Source organism: Streptomyces sp. NPDC004647, assembly GCF_040609575.1.
In the GTDB taxonomy this organism is placed as follows: Bacteria; Actinomycetota; Actinomycetes; order Streptomycetales; family Streptomycetaceae; genus Streptomyces.
On sequence record NZ_JBEXKU010000082.1, the window covers coordinates 11,268 to 31,078 of the forward strand.

A 19,811-nucleotide genomic window follows, 5' to 3' on the forward strand; every position below is an offset into this window, starting at 1 on the left:
CGGGCCACGTCCGGAGAAAACGGAGCGCGCCCAAGCCGGGTCCGGAGAAAGCGGGCCGTCCCCGGGCCACGTCCGGAGAAAACGGAGCGCGCCCAAGCCGGGTCCGGAGAAAGCGGGCCGTCCCCGGGCCACGTCCGGAGAAAACGGAGCGCGCCCAGGCCAGGTCCGGAGAAGACGGGCCGTCCCCGGGCCACGTCCGGAGAAAACGGAGCGCGCCCGGGCCGGGTCCGAAGAGGACGGAGCATCCCCAAGCCGGGTCCGAAGAGGACGGAGCATCCCCAGCCCGGGTCCGGAGAGGCGGAGCGTCCCCGGGCTCCCTCTCCCGGCCGGTGGCGCGGGGTGTCCGGGGGGCGCGGCCCGCTCCCCGCAGGCGCGGGTCGTCCACCAGGAGGGATTACGCTGGGGCGCTGTGTCGTCCTCCATCCCTGCCTCCGGGCCGGACCCCATAGCCGATCCCGCCCCCGCCGATCCGCCCCCCGCCGGGGCCCCGCTGTCACTGTGCGCCCGAGAGCCGCATGTGCCCGCGGAGCGTCTCGTCGCGGAGATGGTGCCACCGCCCCGCTTCGATGCGGTCCGCTTCGAGACGTACGTCCCGGACCCGACGCAGCCCAGCCAGTCCGAGGCCGTCCGGGTCCTCAGCGGCTTCGCCGCCGGGCTCGGCGGGGCGAGTGCGTCGGGCGGCGGCAGGCGGCGCTGGTTCGCCAGGAAGCCCGCAGCCGCGACTGGGCCCCGCGGCGTGTACCTCGACGGCGGCTACGGCGTCGGCAAGACGCACCTCCTCGCCTCCCTGTGGCACGCCACCCCCGCGGCTGCCGAGCACAAGGCGTTCGGCACGTTCGTCGAGCTGACCAACCTCGTCGGCGCCCTCGGCTTCCAGCAGACGGTCCGGACGCTGAGCGATCACCGCCTCCTGTGCATCGACGAGTTCGAACTCGACGACCCCGGCGACACCGTGCTCGTCTCCTCCCTGCTCGGCAGGCTCGTCGACGCGGGCGTCGCGCTCGCCGCGACCTCCAACACCCTCCCCGGGAAGCTCGGCGAGGGCCGCTTCGCCGCCGCCGACTTCCTCCGCGAGATCCAGGGCCTGTCCGCCCGCTTCCGGCCGCTGCGGATCGACGGCGAGGACTACCGGCACCGCGGCCTGCCCGAGGCCCCGCCCCCGTACGCCGACGCCGAGGTGACTCGTGTCGCGTACCGCACCGCAGGCGCCTCGCTCGACGACTTTCCCTCCCTGCTGGGACATCTGTCGAAGGTCCATCCGAGCCGCTACGGCGCTCTGTGCGACGGCATCGGCGCGGTCTGTCTGACCGGAGTCCAGGCCGTGCCCGACCAGGCGACGGCCCTCCGGCTGGTGGTGCTCGCCGACCGGCTGTACGACCGGGAGGTGCCGATTCTGGCCTCCGGACTGCCGTTCGACCAGCTCTTCGGCGAGGAGATGCTGAACGGCGGCTACCGGAAGAAATACTTCCGGGCGATCTCACGGCTCACGGCGCTGGCGCGTGAGGCGAAGGTGCTCGCGGAGGCCTGAAACGCCAGGTCACAGTAGGGTCGAGGGGGGCCTGGGAGGCGCTTGGGACGGAGGGGTGTCGCGGTGCGGGTGGTTCCCGTGAGTCTCACCACGTGATACACACGGCCGGGTCACATCGTCACATCTCCTGTCCGCCAACAGGGAGTTGCCTCATGTCCGCGACACGACGTCAAGTTCTGGCCCGCACCGGCGCCCTGGGAGCGGGGATCGCCTTCTCGGGGAGCATCCCGGAGATCTTCGCCGGGACGGCCGCCGCACTCGAAAGAACCGGAAGCACTGGCTACGGCCCGCTCGTTCCCGACCCCGACGGCCTCCTCGACCTGCCCGCGGGCTTCCGCTACTCCGTCCTGTCCCGGGAGGGCGACCCGCTCCGCTCGGGTGAGGGCAAGGTCCCCAGCAACCACGACGGCATGGCCGCCTTCCCCGGGCGTGGGGGCCGCACCCACCTGGTGCGCAATCACGAGAACCGGGTGGACGCCAAGATCCGGGTCCCGGCCGTCGAGGGACTGACGTACGACCCCAATGGCATGGGCGGCTGCACGGCCCTGACTCTGGGACGCGGCAACGGCGTCCTCGGCGAGCGTGTCGCCATCGCCGGCACCGCGGTCAACTGCGCGGGCGGCCCCACACCCTGGCACACCTGGCTGACCTGTGAGGAGACCGAGGACAAGGCCGGGACGAACGGCTACACCAAGGACCACGGCTTCATCTTCGAGGTCGACCCGTACGACCCGGGCCGCACCGGCGCCGTGCCGCTCACCGCGATGGGCCGCTTCCAGCACGAGGCCATCGCCGTCGACCCGCGCAAAGGCGTCGTCTACGAGACCGAGGACGCCTTCCTCAAGCCCTTCGGCCTCTTCTACCGTTTCCTGCCCGAGAAGCCGCTCGGCGGCACCGGTTCACTGCACGCGGGCGGCCGGCTCCAGGCGATGCGGGTGCCGGGCGTGCCCGACCTGTCCGCCATTCAGGAGACGGGCACGACCTTCGAGGGCATCGAGTGGGTACCGGTGCCCGATCCGCTGGCCAAGGAGACCCCCGTCCGGCTCCAGGACTTCGGCCCGAAGGGCATCACCCACGCCCAGAAGCTGGAGGGCTGCTACTGGGGCGGCCGCTGCGTCTACTTCGTCTCCAGCTTCGCCAAGAGCGCGGAAGGCTCCGCCGCCGATCACTACGGGCAGGTGTGGCGGTACGACCCGGACCGGCGCCGGCTCACCCTGGTCGTCGTCTTCGGGCCGGACACCGATCTGCAACTGCCGGGCGAATCCCCGGACAACATCACGCTCGCGCCGGGCGGCGGGCTGATGGTCTGCGAGGACGGCGAGGGTGCGCAGCATGTCTACGGGCTCACCAGGGGCGGCACCGTCTACCCGATGGCCCGCAACCGCCAGAACATCGGAACGCCCGAGGAGCCGGAGTGGGGCGAGTTCGCGGGGGTCACGTTCGCCCCGGACGGGCGCACCATGTACGTCAACTGCTACACCCCGGGCACGACGTTCGCGGTGACCGGCCCCTGGCGCTAGGGGCGCCCGGCGCACAATCGGACCCCGAGGACATGCCGATCACCCTGGCAGCTTTTACGCTCCGTGCATGATCCAGAGCACTGGGCCGCAGGCCCGAACGTGGGCCCGCGGCCTCGCTCCGGCTCTGCTTCCGGTGCTCGCGCTGGTTCTGGCAGCCTGCACCGGAAGCGAGGCGGCGCCGGACGGTCCGCCGGCGGCCGGGCCCGGACCGTCGCCGTCCGCGCGCCCGGTCGGCACGGCGGCGCCCACCCTGCCGCCCGGCCCCGGCGGCCGTACGCCCGTCTTCTCGCACGGCCCGCGCGACGGCGACAAGGTCGTCGCCCTCACCTTCGACGCCGATATGACCCCCAGCCAGGCGGCGCGTGCGGCGGGCGGGGAGCGCTTCGACAACCCGGTGCTCATCCGGACGCTGCGGCGTATGAGGGTTCCCGCCACGGTCTTCATGACCGGCCGGTGGGCCGAGGAATACCCCGACCAGGCGCGGTCGCTGGGCCGCGACCCACTGCTCGAGGTCGCCAACCACTCCTACAGCCATCACGCCTTCGCCTCGCCGTGCGGCCGACTGCAGAGCGTGTCGCCCGGCGCGATGCGGGCCGACGTCGAGCGGGCCTACGCGGCGATCCGGCGAGCCGGGGTACCGGACCCGCTGCCGTACGTCCACTTCCCCGGCGGCTGCTTCGACGACCGTGCGCTACGGGCCGTCGCTCCGGTCAAGGTGACGGCGGTGCAGGGGGACGTGAAGAGCGGGGACGCCTTCGCGACCTCCGCGGACCGCGTGGTGGAACGGGTGCTGTCGCGGGTCGAGCCCGGGTCGGTGGTCTCCCTGCACTGCACACTCAGCACGGCTCCGGTGACGGACGAGGCGGTACGGCGGATCGTGCCGGAGCTCAGAGCGCGGGGCTACCGCTTCGTACGGGTCTCGGAGCTGATCGGCGCCGGCCAAGGGGCGCCGGACCCCGGCGGGACGGCCCCGGCCGGAGCGGGTGCGCCGGGTCAGGGTCGGTCGGAGCAGGGTCAGCCGGAACAGGCTGTCCGCTGAGCTTCCTGCCACTCGCAGACCGGGCAGAGGGTGGCACCGGGCTGCGCGGCCCCGTACTCGGTCGGCTCACCGCACAGGACACAGTCGGCATACGGAGGACCGGTCACGGCGTCGGCCGGCGGCATGGGATTCGGGCCGTCGGCGGAGCAGCTGCTCGAACGGACTTCCTGGTCGCTCATGGTTCGAGCGTACTCACGGGGCGAGGGGGCGGTCCGTCCGGTCCGGGGCGGTCCGGGACCGGTCCGGCAGAGACGGGCGGCGGGCCGGTGCCCCTCGCTCCGCGAGCTCAACCCGGAGCAGGCAGGCGACGGGCTGGCAGACTGGGGCATGTGACCAGCGCCGACATCAGCCATGACTCCCCCACCAGCCCGTTCCGGCAGCAAGTTGCCGAGCGGGACGCGGCGCCGCAGTACGTGCTGCCGCTCGTCGTCCGTATCGAGCGGGCCGCGCCCCCGGCCCGTACCGACGCGCTGGAGACGGCGGCACGCGCGGTGCTCGTGCTGCTGTCGGACGAGCGGGCGGCCGCCGAGGACGGCGAGTGGTTCGAGGCCGTACGGGACTGGCAGGACGCACGGATCCGCAAGGTCGTACGGCGGGCCCGGGGCGCGGAGTGGCGGCGCGCCGAGGCACTGCCGGGCATCACGGTCACCGGCGGGTCCGCGGAGGTGCGGGTCTTCCCGCCGGTGCCGCTCGACGGCTGGCCCAAGGAGCTGGCGAAGCTCCAGGTCTCGGGCACGGATCTGGACGACCCGGAGCCGCCCGCCGCGCCCGATCCGGCGGGAACGGTGCTGTGGCTCAGCCCCCATGTCGACATGTCGGCAGGCAAGGCGATGGCCCAGGCGGGACACGGGGCGCAGCTGGCCTGGTGGGAACTCACGCCCGCCGAGCGGGAGATCTGGCACTCCGACGGCTTCCCGCTGGCCGTGCGCACACCGGGCGCGGCACGTTGGGCGGAGCTGACGGCCAGTGGTCTGCCGGTCGTCCGGGACGCCGGTTTCACGGAGATCGCCGCGGGATCGTGCACGGTTGTCGCGGACCACCCGGCGCTGCGGATGCGGACGGCGTCCCGTTGAGTTGAGGAGGCGGGTGGGCGCCCGGCGGCCCCGCCCGGCGGCGAATTCCGCGACGGCGGGCCAGTTCCCCAAGGTGCCTTCCGTCGGCGTCGTCCGATCCGGAACCGGATTGAACACAGGGCGGCACCATTCCGTATTTCCCCGTGCCACCCGCACGCACGATCGGGTCCACAGGGTCGATCCCGCGTCCGCCACCCGGACGCGGACCGCCCGGACCCGACAGGGACCCCGGGACGTCCGCCGTCCCCCAACACCCGGAAGACCACCGGAGTCCCTGACGACAACAGCACATATGACGGCTCATCTCCGGCATTCGGAGCGCGTTTCGAAGGGACCCGGACCATTGCTGGATGCCAGAAGATGCTGACGCAAACACCCTTGCACGCCGGAACACGGCGACACGCTCCCGTAACCACGGTCATCTGGCATGCCCCGCATACCCGAGGGCGACCGGGGGCGCTGCCGGACATTCGCGTGAGCAAGGAACGGTCAGAAATCCACTCCGAGGAGGTCATCGCGTCCAGGGATGCCTATGATGCCAAGCCCGACAAGCCCGGCGGAAGTGACCAACCCGCTTGACCGACCGCTCAGTTCCCGCTTGGCTGACGCAACTCGACCGCCCCCCGGCCTCCGGTCGGGGTCACCCCGGCTGGTCGCAGATTCGCAGCGCCGAAGCCTGCGCCGAGTGCAATCTCGTGTGCCGCCACTGCAGGAGAGACCTTGCGACACATCAACGCAACCAAGCTGATACTCGTGGCCCTCGTCGCGACCCTCAGCGCCCTGATCTATCCCGTCTGGTCCTACGCCGACCGGTCGGGGACCGGCCAGGCCAACCTCGATGCCGGGACCGTGGCCACCCAGTGGGGCCCGCTGTCCGCCCTCGACCGGGACTTCCTGGTCAAGGTGCGGCTGGCCGGGCTGTGGGAACTCCCCGCCGGCCAGCAGGCGATCGAACGGGCCCCCACCCAGGCCGTCAGGGACGCCGGCGACCATCTGATCGTCGGGCACACCGACCTCGACAAGCGCTCCCGCGACATCGCCGCGAAGCTCGGGATCGAGCTGCCGAACCAGCCGACCGCCGAGCAGCAGGGCTGGCTCGACGAGATGACGGCCGCCCAGGGCACGACGTACCAGCGCAAGTTCGCGCAACTCCTGCGCTCGGCCCACGGCAAGATTTTCGGCGTGATCGGCCAGGTCCGTAACACCACCCGCAACACCCTGATCCGCAGCCTCGCCGACGCGGCCAATGTGACCGTACTCGACCACATCACCATGCTCGAACGCACCGGCATGGTGGACTTCGACGCCATCGCCAACGAGGCGGCGGGCACGTCCACCGCCAGCCCGACCGGACCACCGCCGCCGGGCTCGGGTGTGATCCCCTCGCCCGTTCCCGCAGTGCCGAGCGGGGGTGCGGAGCTGACCTCGAAGCCCTCCGCGGCACCGACGGAAGAGACGACGGCGGACTCCACGGCCGCGCAGTAGCCCGGGCTCCGCGCAACGGGCTCAGGCTGGGGAACAGCTGGTCTCCGACGCTCTGGCCCCGCCGGGCCGAACCTCAAATCAACCTCTGAACCCGCCCTCTCCAGGGTTCGGCCCGGCTCGGCAGGGTCATCACTTCGGCACCTGTCGAACACGCTGGACAAGGAAGTCCGAAGCCCCGCCGTTCGCCGGAAGGCGGGGCTCGCGTCATCGTCCGGTGCGTACGCCCGCAAGACGGAAGGGCGCCCTCGTACATGGACGTACGAGGACGATCCCGGCAACGCGGTACGGGAGCACCACCCGGACGGATTCCGGGGAAGCGTCGCGCGCCGGGCGGGACTTCGGACTCACAGTCCAGGGGAGGGGCACATCATGGAGCACCTGGGTACGGGCATCGGATGGCGGCCCGAGATCGCCGGGACGGTGGCGGAACTGCCCGGTCTGGACTGGGTCGAGGTGGTGGCCGAGAACATCTGTCCCGGCCACCTCCCCGAACCACTCCTCCGGCTCCGCGAGCGCGGCACCACCGTCATCCCGCACGGCGTCGCGCTGGGCCTCGGCGGCGCCGACCGGCCGGACCCCGCGCGACTGGCGGCCCTCGCAGAACGCGCGGAGGCACTCGGCTCACCGCTGGTCACCGAACACATCGCCTTCGTACGGGCCGGGGGGCCGCTCACCGCCTCGCCGCGTCTGGAGGCCGGGCACCTGCTGCCGGTTCCCCGCACCCGCGACGCGCTGGACGTGCTGTGCGAGAACGTCCGGATCGCGCAGGACGCGCTGCCCGTTCCGCTTGCACTGGAGAACATCGCGGCGCTCATCAGCTGGCCCGGGGAGGAGATGTCCGAGGGCCGGTTCCTCGCGGAGCTGGTGGAGCGGACGGGCGTACGGCTCCTGATCGACGTGGCGAATCTGCACACCAACCACGTCAACCGCGGCGAGGACCCGGCGGCCGCGCTCGACGAACTGCCGGTCGAGGCCATCGCGTACGTCCATGTGGCGGGAGGTGTGGAGAAGGACGGCGTCTGGCACGACAGCCATGCACACCCGGTGACCAAGCCGGTGCTGGACATCCTGGCCGAGCTGTGTACCCGCACCGAGCCGCCGGGCGTCCTCCTGGAACGCGACGAGGACTTCCCCGCGGCGGAGGAACTCGGCGCCGAACTCGAGGCGATCCGCGATGTGGTCACCGCCACCTACCTCACACGGGGCGTCACGGGCACGGGTCGCCCGGCTGCGGCGCCCGCGGCAACCGCCGCAACCGCCGCAACCGCCGCAACCGCCCGAACAACTGCCGGTCACGGCGCGGGAACCACCCGCCCCCCGCGATCGGCCACCCCGCCCAGCGCGGAACCGGCGCTCGAATCGCACCGCCCACCCTCCCCGGGCACCTCGGCAACCGCGAGCACAGGGGCACCGACCGGAACCACCGAGGCCGGCACAGACACCAGCACCAGCACCAGCACCAGCACCAGCACGGATGCCACGCGGCAGCGCCTCGCGCTCGCCCAGACCGCCCTCCTGTCCGCCCTCGTGGCGGGCACCCCCGCGCCCGAGGGATTCGACCGGCGACGGCTGCGCGTGCAGAGCCGGGCGCTCGCCGCCAAGCGCGCCGATGTCGTAGCCAAGGTCGCCCCCGAACTACCGGAGATCCTCGGCCGCGGTTACCGCCCGGCCTTCCTCGGTTACGCGCGCACCCGCCCGATGGGCGGCGGCTACCGCCAGGACGCCCTGGACTTCGCGGAACACCTGCTCCGGCGGAGCGGGTCAGCGGGCCCGGCGGTGGGCGAGGACGTACGGCGACGGCTCGACACCTGGTGGCGGGAGCGCTCCGGCCCCGCGCCGCTGCCCGCGAACCGCTTCGCACGCATGCTGCGCAGCGCGCGGCGGGCCGGCTGACCGCCCCCATCCACGGCAGTCGGCCCGGCCAGTACGCGCGGCGCGGGACGCGGAGGACCCGGCGTCGGCGGCGCGGGAAGCGGCCCCCCGCACGCACCCGCCACAGACACCCGCATCGCCCGGCCGAGCACCCGCCAAACCGTGCCGCCGCACGTTTCCGTCCCCCTCGCATCCCCGGAACTCCAGGCCGGAAGCCCGGCACGGGCCGGCCCAGGAGGTTACTTCCGGGAACGGGCTACAGGATCAGCGCGATCCGCATTAGCGTGCCTGCGCAGCAGGAGGCACGACCATGCGATCCGTCACCGGCACCGTTCTGATCCTCGTCGCACTGGCCGCGACGCTCATCGCCCTCGCCTTTCCCGTCTGGACATACCGCGACAGAAGCGGCACCGGCCTCGCCAATCTGGAGGCCGGGTCCGTCGCCACCTCGTGGGGCCCGCTGTCGGCGGCCGACCGGGACTTCATCGTCCGGGTCCGGCTGGCCGGGCTGTGGGAACTCCCGGCCGGGCAGCAGGCGATCGAACGGGCCCCGACGCAGGCGGTCGCCGACGCAGGCGAACACCTGGTCGAGGGCCACACGCAGCTCGACGCCCGGGTCCGGGACGTCGCCGCCCGGCTGGGCATGGAGCTGCCGAACCAGCCGAACGATCAACAGCGCCGCTGGCTCGAGGAGTTCACCGCCGCCCGCGACATGGCGTACGCACAGAGGTTCACCAACGTCCTGCGTGCCGCGCACGGCAAGGTGTTCGTCCTGATCGGCCAGATCCGCAACACCACCCGCAACACCCTCGTGCGCGGGCTGGCCGACGAGGCGAACATGACCGTGCTCGACCACATCACCATGCTCGAACGCACCGGCATGGTGGACTTCGACGCCATCGCCGCCGAAGCGACGGAGAGTGGCACGGCCTCTCCGACCGGTCCGCCCCCGCATCCCGCGGCGCCCGCCGATCCCCCGGCGGCTCCACCCGCGGCCCCGGCCACAACCTATCCCCTGCCGCCTCCCGCGACGCTGCCCGAGAAGCCCCGGGAACCGAAACAGCCCAAGAACCCGAAGCAGCACGAGAAGAACGAGCAGCCGCAGAAGGAGAACGAGAGGAACGAGGCGCCCGTGCCCTGAGCACTGCCCGTCACGCACGGCACCCGTCACGGCACCCGTCACGGCACCCGTCACAGCACGACACCGGGCACGGCACGACACCGGGCACGGCACGACACCCGGCACAGCACGACATCCGGCACAGCACGACACCCGGCACGGCACGACACCCGGCACGGCGCCGTCATGGCACAGCCCCCGGCGTGACAGAGCCCGGCTTCAAGCCCCGCACCCCAGGGGTCCCGTATCCCCTCCTCACCCGGCCACCGACTGCCCCCGCATGCCCCGCATGCCCCGCAGCCTCGACACCAGCCGATGCCGTCCGGCCCAATCCCCGGCGGCAGCCGGTACGGCAGCCGAACTGACCCACCGGCGGACAGCTCCGTGGGCCGCACGAGGGCATCGCCCCCGACACCGGACCACGGTCCTTTACTTCGGCAACTCGCCCACGAATCATCCCCATCAGTTTTTTGTCATATGAAGGGATGACTATGAGAGCAGTAGCGCTGTACGGCACCTTCGGGTCGCTGCTCCTGACCGCACTCTCCACAGCCCCCGCCGGCAGCGTCTCTCCACCCCAGGTGCCGGGCGGCGCCCCCGAGGCCCGCGGCACCGCCGTCGCCACAGCGCGCGCGGCCTCCGCGGGAATCACTTTCGGCCGCTGCCACAAGGTCGAGGAGCTGCCGGATCCCGTGGAGTGCGGAACGGTCTCCGTGCCTCTCGACTACGCCCAGCCGGACGGCCGCAAGATCGCCCTCACCGTCAGCCGGGTCCGTGCCTCCGGAACCAGCCAGGAACGCCAGGGCGCTCTGCTCTTCAACCCGGGCGGCCCGGGTGCCTCCGGTATGCAGTTCCCGTTGTACGCGGCCATCGACGGATGGCATTCATTCGCAAAGGCGTACGACTTCGTCGGCTACGCCCCGCGCGGCGTCGACCGCTCCGCACCGATCTCCTGTCAGGACCCGGCCGCGTTCACCAAGGCCCCGACCAACTCGCCCACCCGCCCGACCGAGGCGTACAAGGAGCTCCGCAAGGGGCAGGCGCGGGACTACGCCCAGGGCTGCGCCCTCCGCACCGGCCGGGGCCTGCGGCACTACACCTCGCTCAACAACGCACGCGACCTCGAAGTCATCCGCGCCGCCCTCGGCGAGGAGAAGCTCAACTTCATCGGGGCCTCGTACGGCACGTACTTCGGCGCGATCTACGCGACGCTGTTCCCCCAGCGCGTTCGCCGCATGGTCTTCGACAGCGCGGTCGACCCCGACCCCCGGCAGATCTGGTACCAGAGCAACCTCGACCAGTCCTTCGCCTTCGAGGGGCGCTGGACCGACTGGCGCCGCTGGGTGGCCGAGCACGACTCCGTCTACCACCTGGGCCGCACGCACCAGGAAGTGCTGCGCAACTACGAGAAGGTCCGGGACGCGGTCGAGCGGCAGCCGGCCGGCGGCACCGTGGGGTCCGCGCAGCTCCAGTCCGCGTTCCTCAAGGTCGGCTACTACGACACGTACTGGGCGCGCCGCGCACAGGCGCTGGCCGAGTTCCTGCGCGGCAACCCCAAGCCGCTGATCGAGCAGGCACAGCCGCATCCGGATGAAGCTCCTATGGAGGAGAACGGCAACGCCGTCTACACCGCCGTCGAGTGCAACGACGCCCCGTGGCCGACCAGTTGGCAGACGTGGGACAGGGACAACAGCCGGTTGGCCCAGGTCGCCCCCTTCGAGACCTGGGACAACGCCTGGATGAACCTGCCGTGCGCCTACTGGACGCAGCCCCGGCAGCAGCCGCTGGACGTCCGCACCGCCGCCGGTGCGCTGCCGCCCGTGCTGATCCTGGCCGCCGAGCGGGACGCCGCGACGCCGTACCAGGGCGCCCTCGCACTGCAGCGCAGACTGGCCGGCTCCTCGCTGATCACCGAGCGCCGCGCGGGCACGCACGGCATCGCGGGCGGCGCGAACGCCTGCGTGAACGAGCACTTCGCCGCTTATCTGCTGCAAGGCGTGACACCGGGCGAGCGGGCCTACTGCGAGCCGCACGCCGAGCCCCTGCCGGACACAACACCGGTGCCGGAGCAGCGCGAACGGCGGGCGATCCCCAAGCCCATCGTCTGACGCGCTCCGGCGAGCGGCCGGAGCGCGTCGGTCGTGGCCCGCCGGGGAGAGGGCGCGGGCCCTCTCCCCGGCGGGGCCGCACGGGTGGGCGCCAGGACCGGGGGTGAGCGCCCGGGCCGGGCGGCAGGCTCATGCCAGGCCGGCGACCAGCTCCGCGACCGGCTTGCGGCGGCCGGTGTAGAAGGGGACTTCCTCGCGGACGTGCAGCCGCGCCTCGGAGGCCCGCAGATGACGCATCAGGTCCACGATGCGGTGCAGTTCGTCGGCCTCGAAGGCGAGCAGCCACTCGTAGTCGCCGAGCGCGAAGGACGCGACGGTGTTGGCGCGCACGTCGGGGAAGCCCCGGGCCATCTTGCCGTGGTCGGCGAGCATCCGGCGCCGGTCCTCGTCCGGCAGCAGGTACCAGTCGTAGGACCGGATGAAGGGGTAGACGCACACATAGTCACGGGCGTGCTCGTCGGCGAGGAAGGCCGGGACGTGCGCCTTGTTGAACTCCGCGGGGCGGTGCAGCGCCATGTTCGACCACACCGGCTCCAGGGCACGGCCCAGCTTCGTGCGCCGGAAGAGGTTGTACGCCTCCTGGAGCGCGTCCGCGGTCTCCGAGTGCCACCAGATCAGCACGTCCGCGTCGGCCCGCAGCCCGGACACGTCGTACGTGCCGCGGACGGTGACATCCTTCGCGGCGAGCTGCTCGAACAGCTCCTCCACCTCGGAGTCGTACCCGGAGCGGTCCTCGGGCAGCACGTCGCGCAGCTTGAACACCGACCAGAGCGTGTACCGGATGACCTCGTTGAGGTCCTTGGCCTTCTTGCCGGCGTTCGGGGTCTTCTCAGGAGCAGCAGTCATGCGCCCATTCTCGCTCGCCGCCGGTGGCGCGCGGCGCCCGGGTCTCCGTGCGGCCCCGGCCCGGCCCCGGCGGCGTCACCCGGCCGGCCGCCGCAGCCGCTCCGCGCCGCTACCGCCGCAGCCCGCCGAGCAGAGCGTCGGCGGCAGTGCGCGCGCTCGCGATGCAGGCGGGGATGCCCACCCCGTCGTACGCGGCGCCGCACACCCGCAGGCCCGGCAGTTTCGCCAGGTGGTCACGGATTCCGGCGACCCGGGCGAGATGGCCGACCGGGTACTGCGGCAGACCGCTCTCCCACCGGGTGACGCGGGTGGCGACGGGCCGTGCGGTGAGGCCGACCGCTTCGCGCAGATCCTCCAACGAGACCTGTACGAGATCGGCGTCGTCGCGACGCAGAGCGGCCTCCTCCCCGAACCGCCCGATCGAGGTGCGCAGGACGAAGAGGCCGGGGTCGGCGCCTTCGCCGTCGGTCAGCCAGCCCCACTTACGGCTGGAGAACGTGGACGCCTTGATCGTGCGGCCGTCGACCGGCGGGACGAGGAACCCGCTGCCGTCCGGCATTCCGGCAAGATCCGCGGCGCGGAAGGCCATGGTGACCAGGGCCATGGAGGCGTACTCGACGGTGGCCAGCCCAGCGGCCGCGGCCGGTGACTCAGTGGCCAACAGCCGGGCGGCGTCACCGGCGGGGGCGGCCAGCACGACCGCATCCGCCTCGATCAGCCGGTCACCGACCAGCACCTGCCAGCCCCCGACCGTCGTCCGGTTCAGGGCGCGCGCGGGCGAGCGGAAGAGGATCCGACCTCCCGCGGCACGTACCGCGTCGGCGACGGCGAGCGGCAGCCGGCCGACCCCGCCGTCGATCCCCATGAACACCGGGCCGGTCCGCTGCTGCCGGGCGGCCTCGGCCTGGACCGCCCGGACGCCCTCGGTCAGCGAGCGGTGGGTCCTCGCGGCCTCGAAGAGCTGCGGTACGGCGGCACGCATCGAGATCCGGTACGCGTCGCCCGCGTAGACCCCGCCGAGCAGCGGTTCCACCAGCCGGTCGACAACCTCGCGGCCGAGGCGGGCGGCGATGTAGTCGCCGACAGCGACATCCTCGCCGACCTCGGTGCGCGGCAGCCGGGCGTCCTCCTCGATCCGGGCGAGGCCCTCTGCCGAGACGACCCCGGATGCGGCCAGCGGCGCGAGATCACCGGGTACGCCCATCACATGCCCCGTGGGCATCGGCCGCAGCCGTCCCCGGGTCCAGAGCGAGGCGGTCGCCGTGGCGGGCGGCTGGAGCCTGCCGGACAGGCCCACCTCGTTCGCCAGTTCGACGGCCTCCGGCCGCCGCGCGAGCATCGACTCGGCGCCGAGGTCGACGGGTACGCCCGCGATCTCGCCCGCGCGCAGCTTCCCGCCCAGCCGGTCCGAGGTCTCCAGTACGGTCACCCGCACGCCCCCGGCGAGCAGTCGGTGCGCGGCGGCCAAGCCGGAGATCCCGCCGCCGATGACAACGACATGCCCCGTACGCGCGTCCGCCTCGTCCATGTCCCCCACTGTCTCAGATCCGATGGGTCGCTCCTCCGGCTCCCAGTGGGCCCCCGGCCTGCCCGGGCCGGCTGTGCAGGCCGAGGACAGTCCCGACCGTGACCACTTCGGGATCAACTGCCCGCAACCCGCCCCCGGGTCCGCTCGTCCAACGGGCAACATCGGCAACCGCCCTGGGGGAGACACCATGCGCCGCCCATCGACCGTACGACGCAGCCGGCCACGCGCCCTGCTCGCCACCGCCCTGCTCGCCGCCACGCTCGGGCTCGCCGGGTGCAGCGGCTCCGCGTCGGAGGACAGCAGCAAGGCTGCCTCCGGCCACGGCGGAGGCGACAGCGCGTACGACAGCTCCGACAGCTCCGGGCCTCGCGTCGCGGACGGCGGAGCCGCCGAGGGGGCCGACCGCAAACAGCCCGGAGGCGGGAACGCGGCGGCGAGGAAGCCACCGAAGCTCGCCCCGTCCCAGGTGATCCGTACGGCCACACTGACCGTCCAGGTCAAGGACGTGCCCGGGGCACTCGACCGGGCGCGCACCACCGTGGAGAGCGCGGGCGGCTACATCGGTGACGAGACCACCGACCGGGACGCCGACGGCCATGAGCGGTCCCGCATCGTGCTGCGCATTCCGCAGGAGGAGTACGAAACCGTCCTGGACGACCTCGCCGGCACCGGACGGCTCATCGAGCGGAAGGTCAGCGCCAAGGACGTCACCGAACAGGTGGTGGACGTCGAGAGCCGCATCCGCTCGCAGGAGGCGAGCGTCGCCCGGGTGCGGAAGCTGATGGACCGGGCCACGCAGCTCAGCGATGTGGTCACGCTGGAGGGGGAGTTGGGCAGCCGGCAGGCCGAGCTGGAAGCGCTCAAGGCCCAGCAGCAGTCGCTCAAGGAGCGGGTCGGCATGTCGACGGTCACGCTGGTGCTCTCCGAGACCGACGTGAAGCCGGAGTCCGGGGACGAGGAGACCGGCTTCCTGGACGCGCTGGCCGGAGGCTGGAAGGCGTTCCTCACCGCCGTGCGGTGGATCGCGCTCGCGCTGGGTGCCGTACTGCCCTTCGCCGTGGCACTGGCACTGCTGGTCCTGCTCCGGCGGGTGGTCCGGAGCCGCTTGCCGCGGCAGGCGGCTTCCACGTCCGGCGGCGTGCGAGGTGTCACGCCCCCGCAGCCGGTGACCGTCCCGGCCCCCTCCCCCGCACCCGAAGGATCCGCAGGACACGAAGAGAGCCGTAAGGAGGACTGATCCGCCGGCCGGCCGTAGCGTGTGCCGCAGGGACGGCGGAAGGAGCCCGATCGATGTCGGCGCAGGCACAGCGGCTGGTGGTCATCGGCGGGGACGCGGCGGGCATGTCCGCCGCGTCCCAGGCCCGCAGGCACAAGGGCCCGTCCGAGCTGGAGATCATCGCGTTCGAGCGCGGGCACTTCACCTCGTACTCCGCCTGCGGCATCCCGTACTGGGTCGGCGGGGTGGTCCCCGGCCCCGACGAACTGGTGGCCCGTACGCCCACCGAGCACCGCCGGCGCGGTATCGGCCTGCGGCTGCGCACCGAGGTCAACGAGATCGACACCGCCCGGCAGCGGGTGCGCGTCCGCGACCTCGACGCCGATGACGGCGAGCGCTGGGAGAGCTACGACCATCTGGTGGTGGCCACCGGCGCCCGGCCGCTGCGCCCGGACATCCCCGGGATCATGGCGCCCGGCGTGTACGGGGTGCAGACCCTCGACGACGGGCAGGCGCTGGTCGACGGGCTCGGTGACGAGGGCAAGGGACTGCGGACGGTGGTCGTCGGCGCCGGCTACATCGGCGTCGAGATGGCCGAGGCCCTGGTCAAGCGGGGCTGCGAGGTCACCGTCCTGGAGCGCGCCGAACAGCCGATGGCGACCCTCGACCCCGACATGGGGCGGCTCGTGCACGAGGCGATGTGCGGGCTGGGCATCGAGACGGTCACCGGCGCCGAGGTCACCGAGGTCCGCACGCGGGCGGACGGCCGGGTGTCGGCGGTCGTGACGCAGAACTCCGAGTATCCGGCCGACCTCGTCGTGCTGGGCCTCGGTGTACGGCCCGAGACCGGCCTGGCCCGGGACGCGGGACTGCCGCTCGGCGACTCCGGTGGCCTGCTCACCGACCTGGCCATGCGGGTGCGGGGGCACGAGAACATCTGGGCGGGCGGCGACTGTGTCGAGGTGCTCGACCTGGTTTCGGGCCGTACCCGGCACATCGCCCTGGGGACTCACGCGAACAAGCAGGGCCGGGTCATCGGCATCAATCTGGGTGGCGGCTACGCGACCTTCCCCGGTGTGGTCGGCACGGCCGTCAGCAAGGTCTGCGACCTGGAGATCGCCCGTACGGGGCTGCTGGAGGCGCAGGCGACCGCCGCGGGGCTGCAGTTCGTGACGGTGACGGCCGAGTCGACCAGCCGGGCGGGCTACTACCCGGACGCCCGGCCGATGACGGTGAAGATGCTCGCCGAGCGGCGCACGGGGCGGCTGCTGGGCACGCAGATCGTCGGGCGCGAAGGGGCGGGCAAGCGCGTCGACATCGCGGCCGTGGCGCTGACCGCCGGGATGACCGTGGAACAGATGACCACGCTCGACCTCGGCTACGCGCCGCCGTTCTCCCCCGTATGGGATCCCGTGCTGGTGGCGGCCCGGAACGCGACGGCGGCGGTTGCCCGCGATCTTCACGACCGGGCCGCGTCCGGAACGGCGGCCGGGGACGGCGGCACATCCGGGCGCTGACCCGGCAGCACCTCCGAGCGCTGACCCGGCAGCACCTCCGAGCGCTGTCCCGGCACCCGGTCCGGGACAGCCCCGGCTTCTACCGCTGCGTACTGGTGTGGACGAACTCCACGAGACGGGTGAGCGCGTCCGGGTCGATGCTCGGCAGCACCCCGTGGCCGAGGTTGAAGACATGGCCCGGCAGGTCGCGCGCCGCGGTCAGCACCTCGCGTGCCTTGGCCTCCACCGCCTCGCGCGGGGCGAACAGCACGGCAGGGTCGAGGTTGCCCTGGAGCGCCTTGCCGGGGCCGACCCGGCGGGCGGCCTCGTCCAACGGCACCCGCCAGTCGACGCCCACCACATCGGCACCCGCCTCGCCCATCAGGCCGAGCAGCTCGCCGGTACCGACGCCGAAGTGGATACGGGGCACGCCATGGCCCGCGATGGCGTCGAAGACCTTGGCCGAGGCGGGCATCACCGAACGGCGGTAGTCGGCCGGGGCGAGGGCACCGACCCAGGAGTCGAACAGCTGGACCGCCGAGGCGCCCGCCTCGATCTGCAACGTCAGGAAGGCCGCGGTGATGTCCGCGAGCCGGTCGACCAGATCGGCCCAGAGCTGCGGGTCGCCGTACATCATGGCCTTGGTGTGCTCATGGTTGCGGGACGGGCCGCCCTCGACCAGGTAGCTGGCGAGCGTGAACGGCGCGCCGGCGAAACCGATGAGCGGGGTCGCTCCGAGCTCTCCGACGAGGGCGCCGACGGACTCCGTCACGTACCTCACGTCGTCCGGCTCCAGCGGGCGCAGCCGCTGGAGGTCGGCGCGGGTACGGATGGGCTCCGCGATGACCGGCCCGACGCCGGGCTTGATGTCCAGGTCGATGCCGATCGCCCGGAGCGGCACCACGATGTCGCTGAAGAGGATGGCCGCATCGACCCTGTGGCGGCGGACCGGCTGCAGCGTGATCTCGGTGACCAGATCGGGCCGCATACAGGAGTCGAGCATCGGGATGCCCTCGCGCACCTTGAGGTACTCGGGCAGCGAGCGCCCGGCCTGCCGCATGAACCACACCGGCGTGTGCGGCACCGGCTCACGGCGGCACGCCTTGAGGAAGGCCGACTCGGCGACTGTGCTGGTCTGCTGCTGGCCCGTCGGGCGGTCGTTGGCGCTCACGCCCAGAATCTTCGCATGCGACGTTAAGAGGCCGCGCCCTCCCGGGTGTCCCTACCCGTCGCCGGTCGCGATTCCGCCTACTCTTCCGGGCATGGCTGCGGCTCAGGGACACCTCGCGGATGGTGCGGACGACAAGGACGGGGACGAGGCCCCGTACGCCTTCCGACAGGCGGTCGAAGCGCTGCGCACCGCACGGCTGCGGCCCGAGATGGAGATCGACCAGGCCCGGCCGCCGCAGCGGCTGGCCCCTCACGCGTACGCCCTCGAGGCCGCGGTCGTCCAGGACGACGAGGACCTCGCCGACGGGCGGCTCGTCCTGCTGCACGACCCCGCGGGTCACGACGCCTGGAAGGGCGCCTTCCGTCTGGTCACCCTCGTCCGCGCGGAGCTCGAGCCGGAGATGGCGGCGGACCCGCTGCTCCCCGAGGTGTGCTGGGCCTGGCTGACCGGCGCGTTCGAAGCGCGCGGGGTGGCGTACGGGGAGCCGAGCGGGACCGTGACGCTGGCCGGGTCGCACTACTTCGGCGGGCTCGCGAACCGGGCGCCGGCGACGCAGATCGAGATCCGGTCGTCCTGGACACCGCGCGAAGGCGCGAACGGCGTGCCGGACACGGCCGCGCACCTGGACGCCTGGTGCGAGCTGGTGTGCCAGATCGCGGGGCTGCCGCCGGGCACCGCCGCCGACGCCGCCGTGGTCTCGCTGCCCCAGCGCCGGGGTCCGCACAGCCGCTGACGCGGCACACCGCGACCGGAGCAGCCGCAACGCCCTTGGCCGGAACAGCCGGAGAAGCCGGAGCAGCCGCAGCAGTTGGGGGCCGGACACCCTTCGATCATCAGTGATCGATCGCGCTTCCGAATTGCCCGAATTGTTACTCACCAAATCGTGATCATTTACTAAAGCTGCACAGGTTTGATGCCGAAGGACTCTGTGACCCTTCCGCACGGAACGCCCCGACTTACCCCTAGGTCGGCCCCGCCCCGCCACTCCCCCAGGAGGCCTGGTGTCAGTTCTTCTCGAGCAGCCCGCAAGCCTGGTCGCCTACCGCCCGAACAAGCCGACGGCCATGGTCGTCGTCGCCGACCCCCGCGTCCGCTCCACCGTCACCCGCCACCTGTGGGCGCTCGGAGTGCGTGATGTCATCGAGGCGTCGTCGATCGCGGAGGCCCGTCCCCGAGTCGGCAACCCGCGCGACATCTGCGTCGCCGATGTCCACCTCCCCGACGGTTCAGGCCTCACCCTGCTGTCCGAGACCCGCGCCGCGGGCTGGCCGAACGGCCTCGCCCTCTCCGCCGCGGACGACATCGGCGCCGTACGCAACGCGCTGGCCGGCGGCGTCAAGGGCTATGTCGTCACCGGTACGCGCACCAACCTGGGGATCCCGGGACGGCCCGGCGCGGTGCCGGTCGGGGCGGCAGCGGCCCGGATGCAGCGCCGCCCCCCGGGCGCCCCCGGCCACCCGGGCGGCTACCGCGAACTGTCCGGCCGGGAGGTCGAGGTCCTGCGGCTGGTTGCGGAGGGCCAGTCCAACAAGGCCATCGGCGTCTCGATGGGACTCTCCGCGCTGACCGTCAAGAGCCACCTCGCCCGGATCGCCCGCAAGCTCGGCACCGGCGACCGGGCCGGAATGGTGGCGGTCGCCCTCCGTACCGGCATCATCCACTGAGCACGGCAGACCTCCAGCGCCCGCCGACGGAACGTTCCGTCGGCGGGCGCCCCACCAAAATTGGTTCCCATGTGCGGGGTACGCCGCCCCAAAGACCCCACCAGACCCAACAGAAAGGGAGAGCGGCGGGGAGGGGAAGGGTGTG

Annotated in this window: 16 protein-coding genes; 12 read left to right on the plus strand and 4 right to left on the minus strand. The window is 72.5% G+C overall.

Going from position 1 to position 19,811, the window contains the following annotated elements; translation table 11 throughout:
- Positions 1-445 precede the first annotated feature (445 nt).
- From zapE to ABZW18_RS28185, 3 genes are all read left to right on the plus strand, one after another.
- A complete protein-coding gene (gene zapE / locus ABZW18_RS28175) occupies positions 446-1,528 on the plus strand; it encodes a cell division protein ZapE (protein WP_356192715.1) in 1,083 nt (360 codons plus the stop codon).
- A gap of 152 nt (positions 1,529-1,680) precedes the next feature.
- The gene (locus ABZW18_RS28180; protein WP_356192682.1) at positions 1,681-3,048 is read left to right on the plus strand and encodes an alkaline phosphatase PhoX; all 1,368 of its coding nucleotides are present in this window, start codon (positions 1,681-1,683) and stop codon (positions 3,046-3,048) included.
- Between the two features lie 67 nt (positions 3,049-3,115).
- Positions 3,116-4,087, plus strand: a complete 972-nt coding sequence (locus ABZW18_RS28185; RefSeq protein ID WP_356192685.1) for a polysaccharide deacetylase family protein — start codon at positions 3,116-3,118, stop codon at positions 4,085-4,087.
- Here ABZW18_RS28185 and ABZW18_RS28190 read toward each other — a convergent pair.
- Positions 4,063-4,266 carry a hypothetical protein gene (locus tag ABZW18_RS28190; protein WP_356192717.1) on the minus strand — a complete coding sequence of 68 codons (204 nt, stop codon included), beginning with the start codon at positions 4,264-4,266 and terminating at the stop codon, positions 4,063-4,065. The genes ABZW18_RS28185 and ABZW18_RS28190 overlap by 25 nt on opposite strands.
- Before the next feature lie 150 nt (positions 4,267-4,416).
- Between ABZW18_RS28190 and ABZW18_RS28195 the strand changes: the two genes are divergently transcribed.
- The 5 genes from ABZW18_RS28195 to ABZW18_RS28215 all read left to right on the plus strand — a co-directional run bounded on the left by ABZW18_RS28195 (position 4,417) and on the right by ABZW18_RS28215 (position 11,745).
- Entirely contained in the window at positions 4,417-5,160 is a 744-nt protein-coding gene (locus ABZW18_RS28195; RefSeq protein ID WP_356192688.1) for a peptidyl-tRNA hydrolase, read from the plus strand.
- Positions 5,161-5,880: 720 nt separating this feature from the next.
- Positions 5,881-6,645 carry a DUF4142 domain-containing protein gene (locus ABZW18_RS28200; RefSeq protein ID WP_356192690.1) on the plus strand — a complete coding sequence of 255 codons (765 nt, stop codon included), beginning with the start codon at positions 5,881-5,883 and terminating at the stop codon, positions 6,643-6,645.
- A 369-nt stretch (positions 6,646-7,014) separates the two neighbouring features.
- Positions 7,015-8,538, plus strand: a complete 1,524-nt coding sequence (locus ABZW18_RS28205; RefSeq protein WP_356192692.1) for a DUF692 domain-containing protein — start codon at positions 7,015-7,017, stop codon at positions 8,536-8,538.
- Between the two features lie 289 nt (positions 8,539-8,827).
- Positions 8,828-9,658, plus strand: coding sequence for a DUF4142 domain-containing protein (locus tag ABZW18_RS28210; protein WP_356192694.1), 831 nt, complete (start codon positions 8,828-8,830; stop codon positions 9,656-9,658).
- 470 nt (positions 9,659-10,128) lie between these two features.
- Entirely contained in the window at positions 10,129-11,745 is a 1,617-nt protein-coding gene (locus ABZW18_RS28215; protein ID WP_356192696.1) for an alpha/beta hydrolase, read from the plus strand.
- Positions 11,746-11,874: 129 nt separating this feature from the next.
- On the opposite strand, the gene hemQ is transcribed toward ABZW18_RS28215, so the two are convergent.
- Positions 11,875-12,591, minus strand: a complete 717-nt coding sequence (hemQ, locus tag ABZW18_RS28220) for a hydrogen peroxide-dependent heme synthase (RefSeq protein ID WP_356192699.1) — start codon at positions 12,589-12,591, stop codon at positions 11,875-11,877.
- A 109-nt stretch (positions 12,592-12,700) separates the two neighbouring features.
- On the minus strand, positions 12,701-14,119 hold the full coding sequence (gene hemG, locus ABZW18_RS28225) for a protoporphyrinogen oxidase (protein WP_356192702.1): 1,419 nt from the start codon (positions 14,117-14,119) through the stop codon (positions 12,701-12,703).
- A gap of 187 nt (positions 14,120-14,306) precedes the next feature.
- Here hemG and ABZW18_RS28230 point away from each other — a divergent pair, with 187 nt between their 5' ends.
- Positions 14,307-15,356: a DUF4349 domain-containing protein gene (locus ABZW18_RS28230; protein WP_356192705.1), complete on the plus strand. Its 1,050-nt coding sequence runs from the start codon at positions 14,307-14,309 to the stop codon at positions 15,354-15,356.
- A 53-nt stretch (positions 15,357-15,409) separates the two neighbouring features.
- The gene (locus tag ABZW18_RS28235) at positions 15,410-16,852 is read left to right on the plus strand and encodes an FAD-dependent oxidoreductase (protein WP_356192708.1); all 1,443 of its coding nucleotides are present in this window, start codon (positions 15,410-15,412) and stop codon (positions 16,850-16,852) included.
- Between the two features lie 79 nt (positions 16,853-16,931).
- Here the strand turns inward: ABZW18_RS28235 and hemE are convergent, their stop codons facing one another.
- Positions 16,932-18,002: a uroporphyrinogen decarboxylase gene (gene hemE / locus ABZW18_RS28240; RefSeq protein WP_356192710.1), complete on the minus strand. Its 1,071-nt coding sequence runs from the start codon at positions 18,000-18,002 to the stop codon at positions 16,932-16,934.
- Positions 18,003-18,093: 91 nt separating this feature from the next.
- Between hemE and ABZW18_RS28245 the strand changes: the two genes are divergently transcribed.
- Together ABZW18_RS28245 and ABZW18_RS28250 are read left to right on the plus strand one after the other, a co-directional pair.
- Positions 18,094-18,735 carry a DUF3000 domain-containing protein gene (locus tag ABZW18_RS28245; RefSeq protein ID WP_356192713.1) on the plus strand — a complete coding sequence of 214 codons (642 nt, stop codon included), beginning with the start codon at positions 18,094-18,096 and terminating at the stop codon, positions 18,733-18,735.
- A gap of 268 nt (positions 18,736-19,003) precedes the next feature.
- The gene (locus ABZW18_RS28250; RefSeq protein WP_351508467.1) at positions 19,004-19,666 is read left to right on the plus strand and encodes a response regulator transcription factor; all 663 of its coding nucleotides are present in this window, start codon (positions 19,004-19,006) and stop codon (positions 19,664-19,666) included.
- Positions 19,667-19,811: the final 145 nt, after the last annotated feature.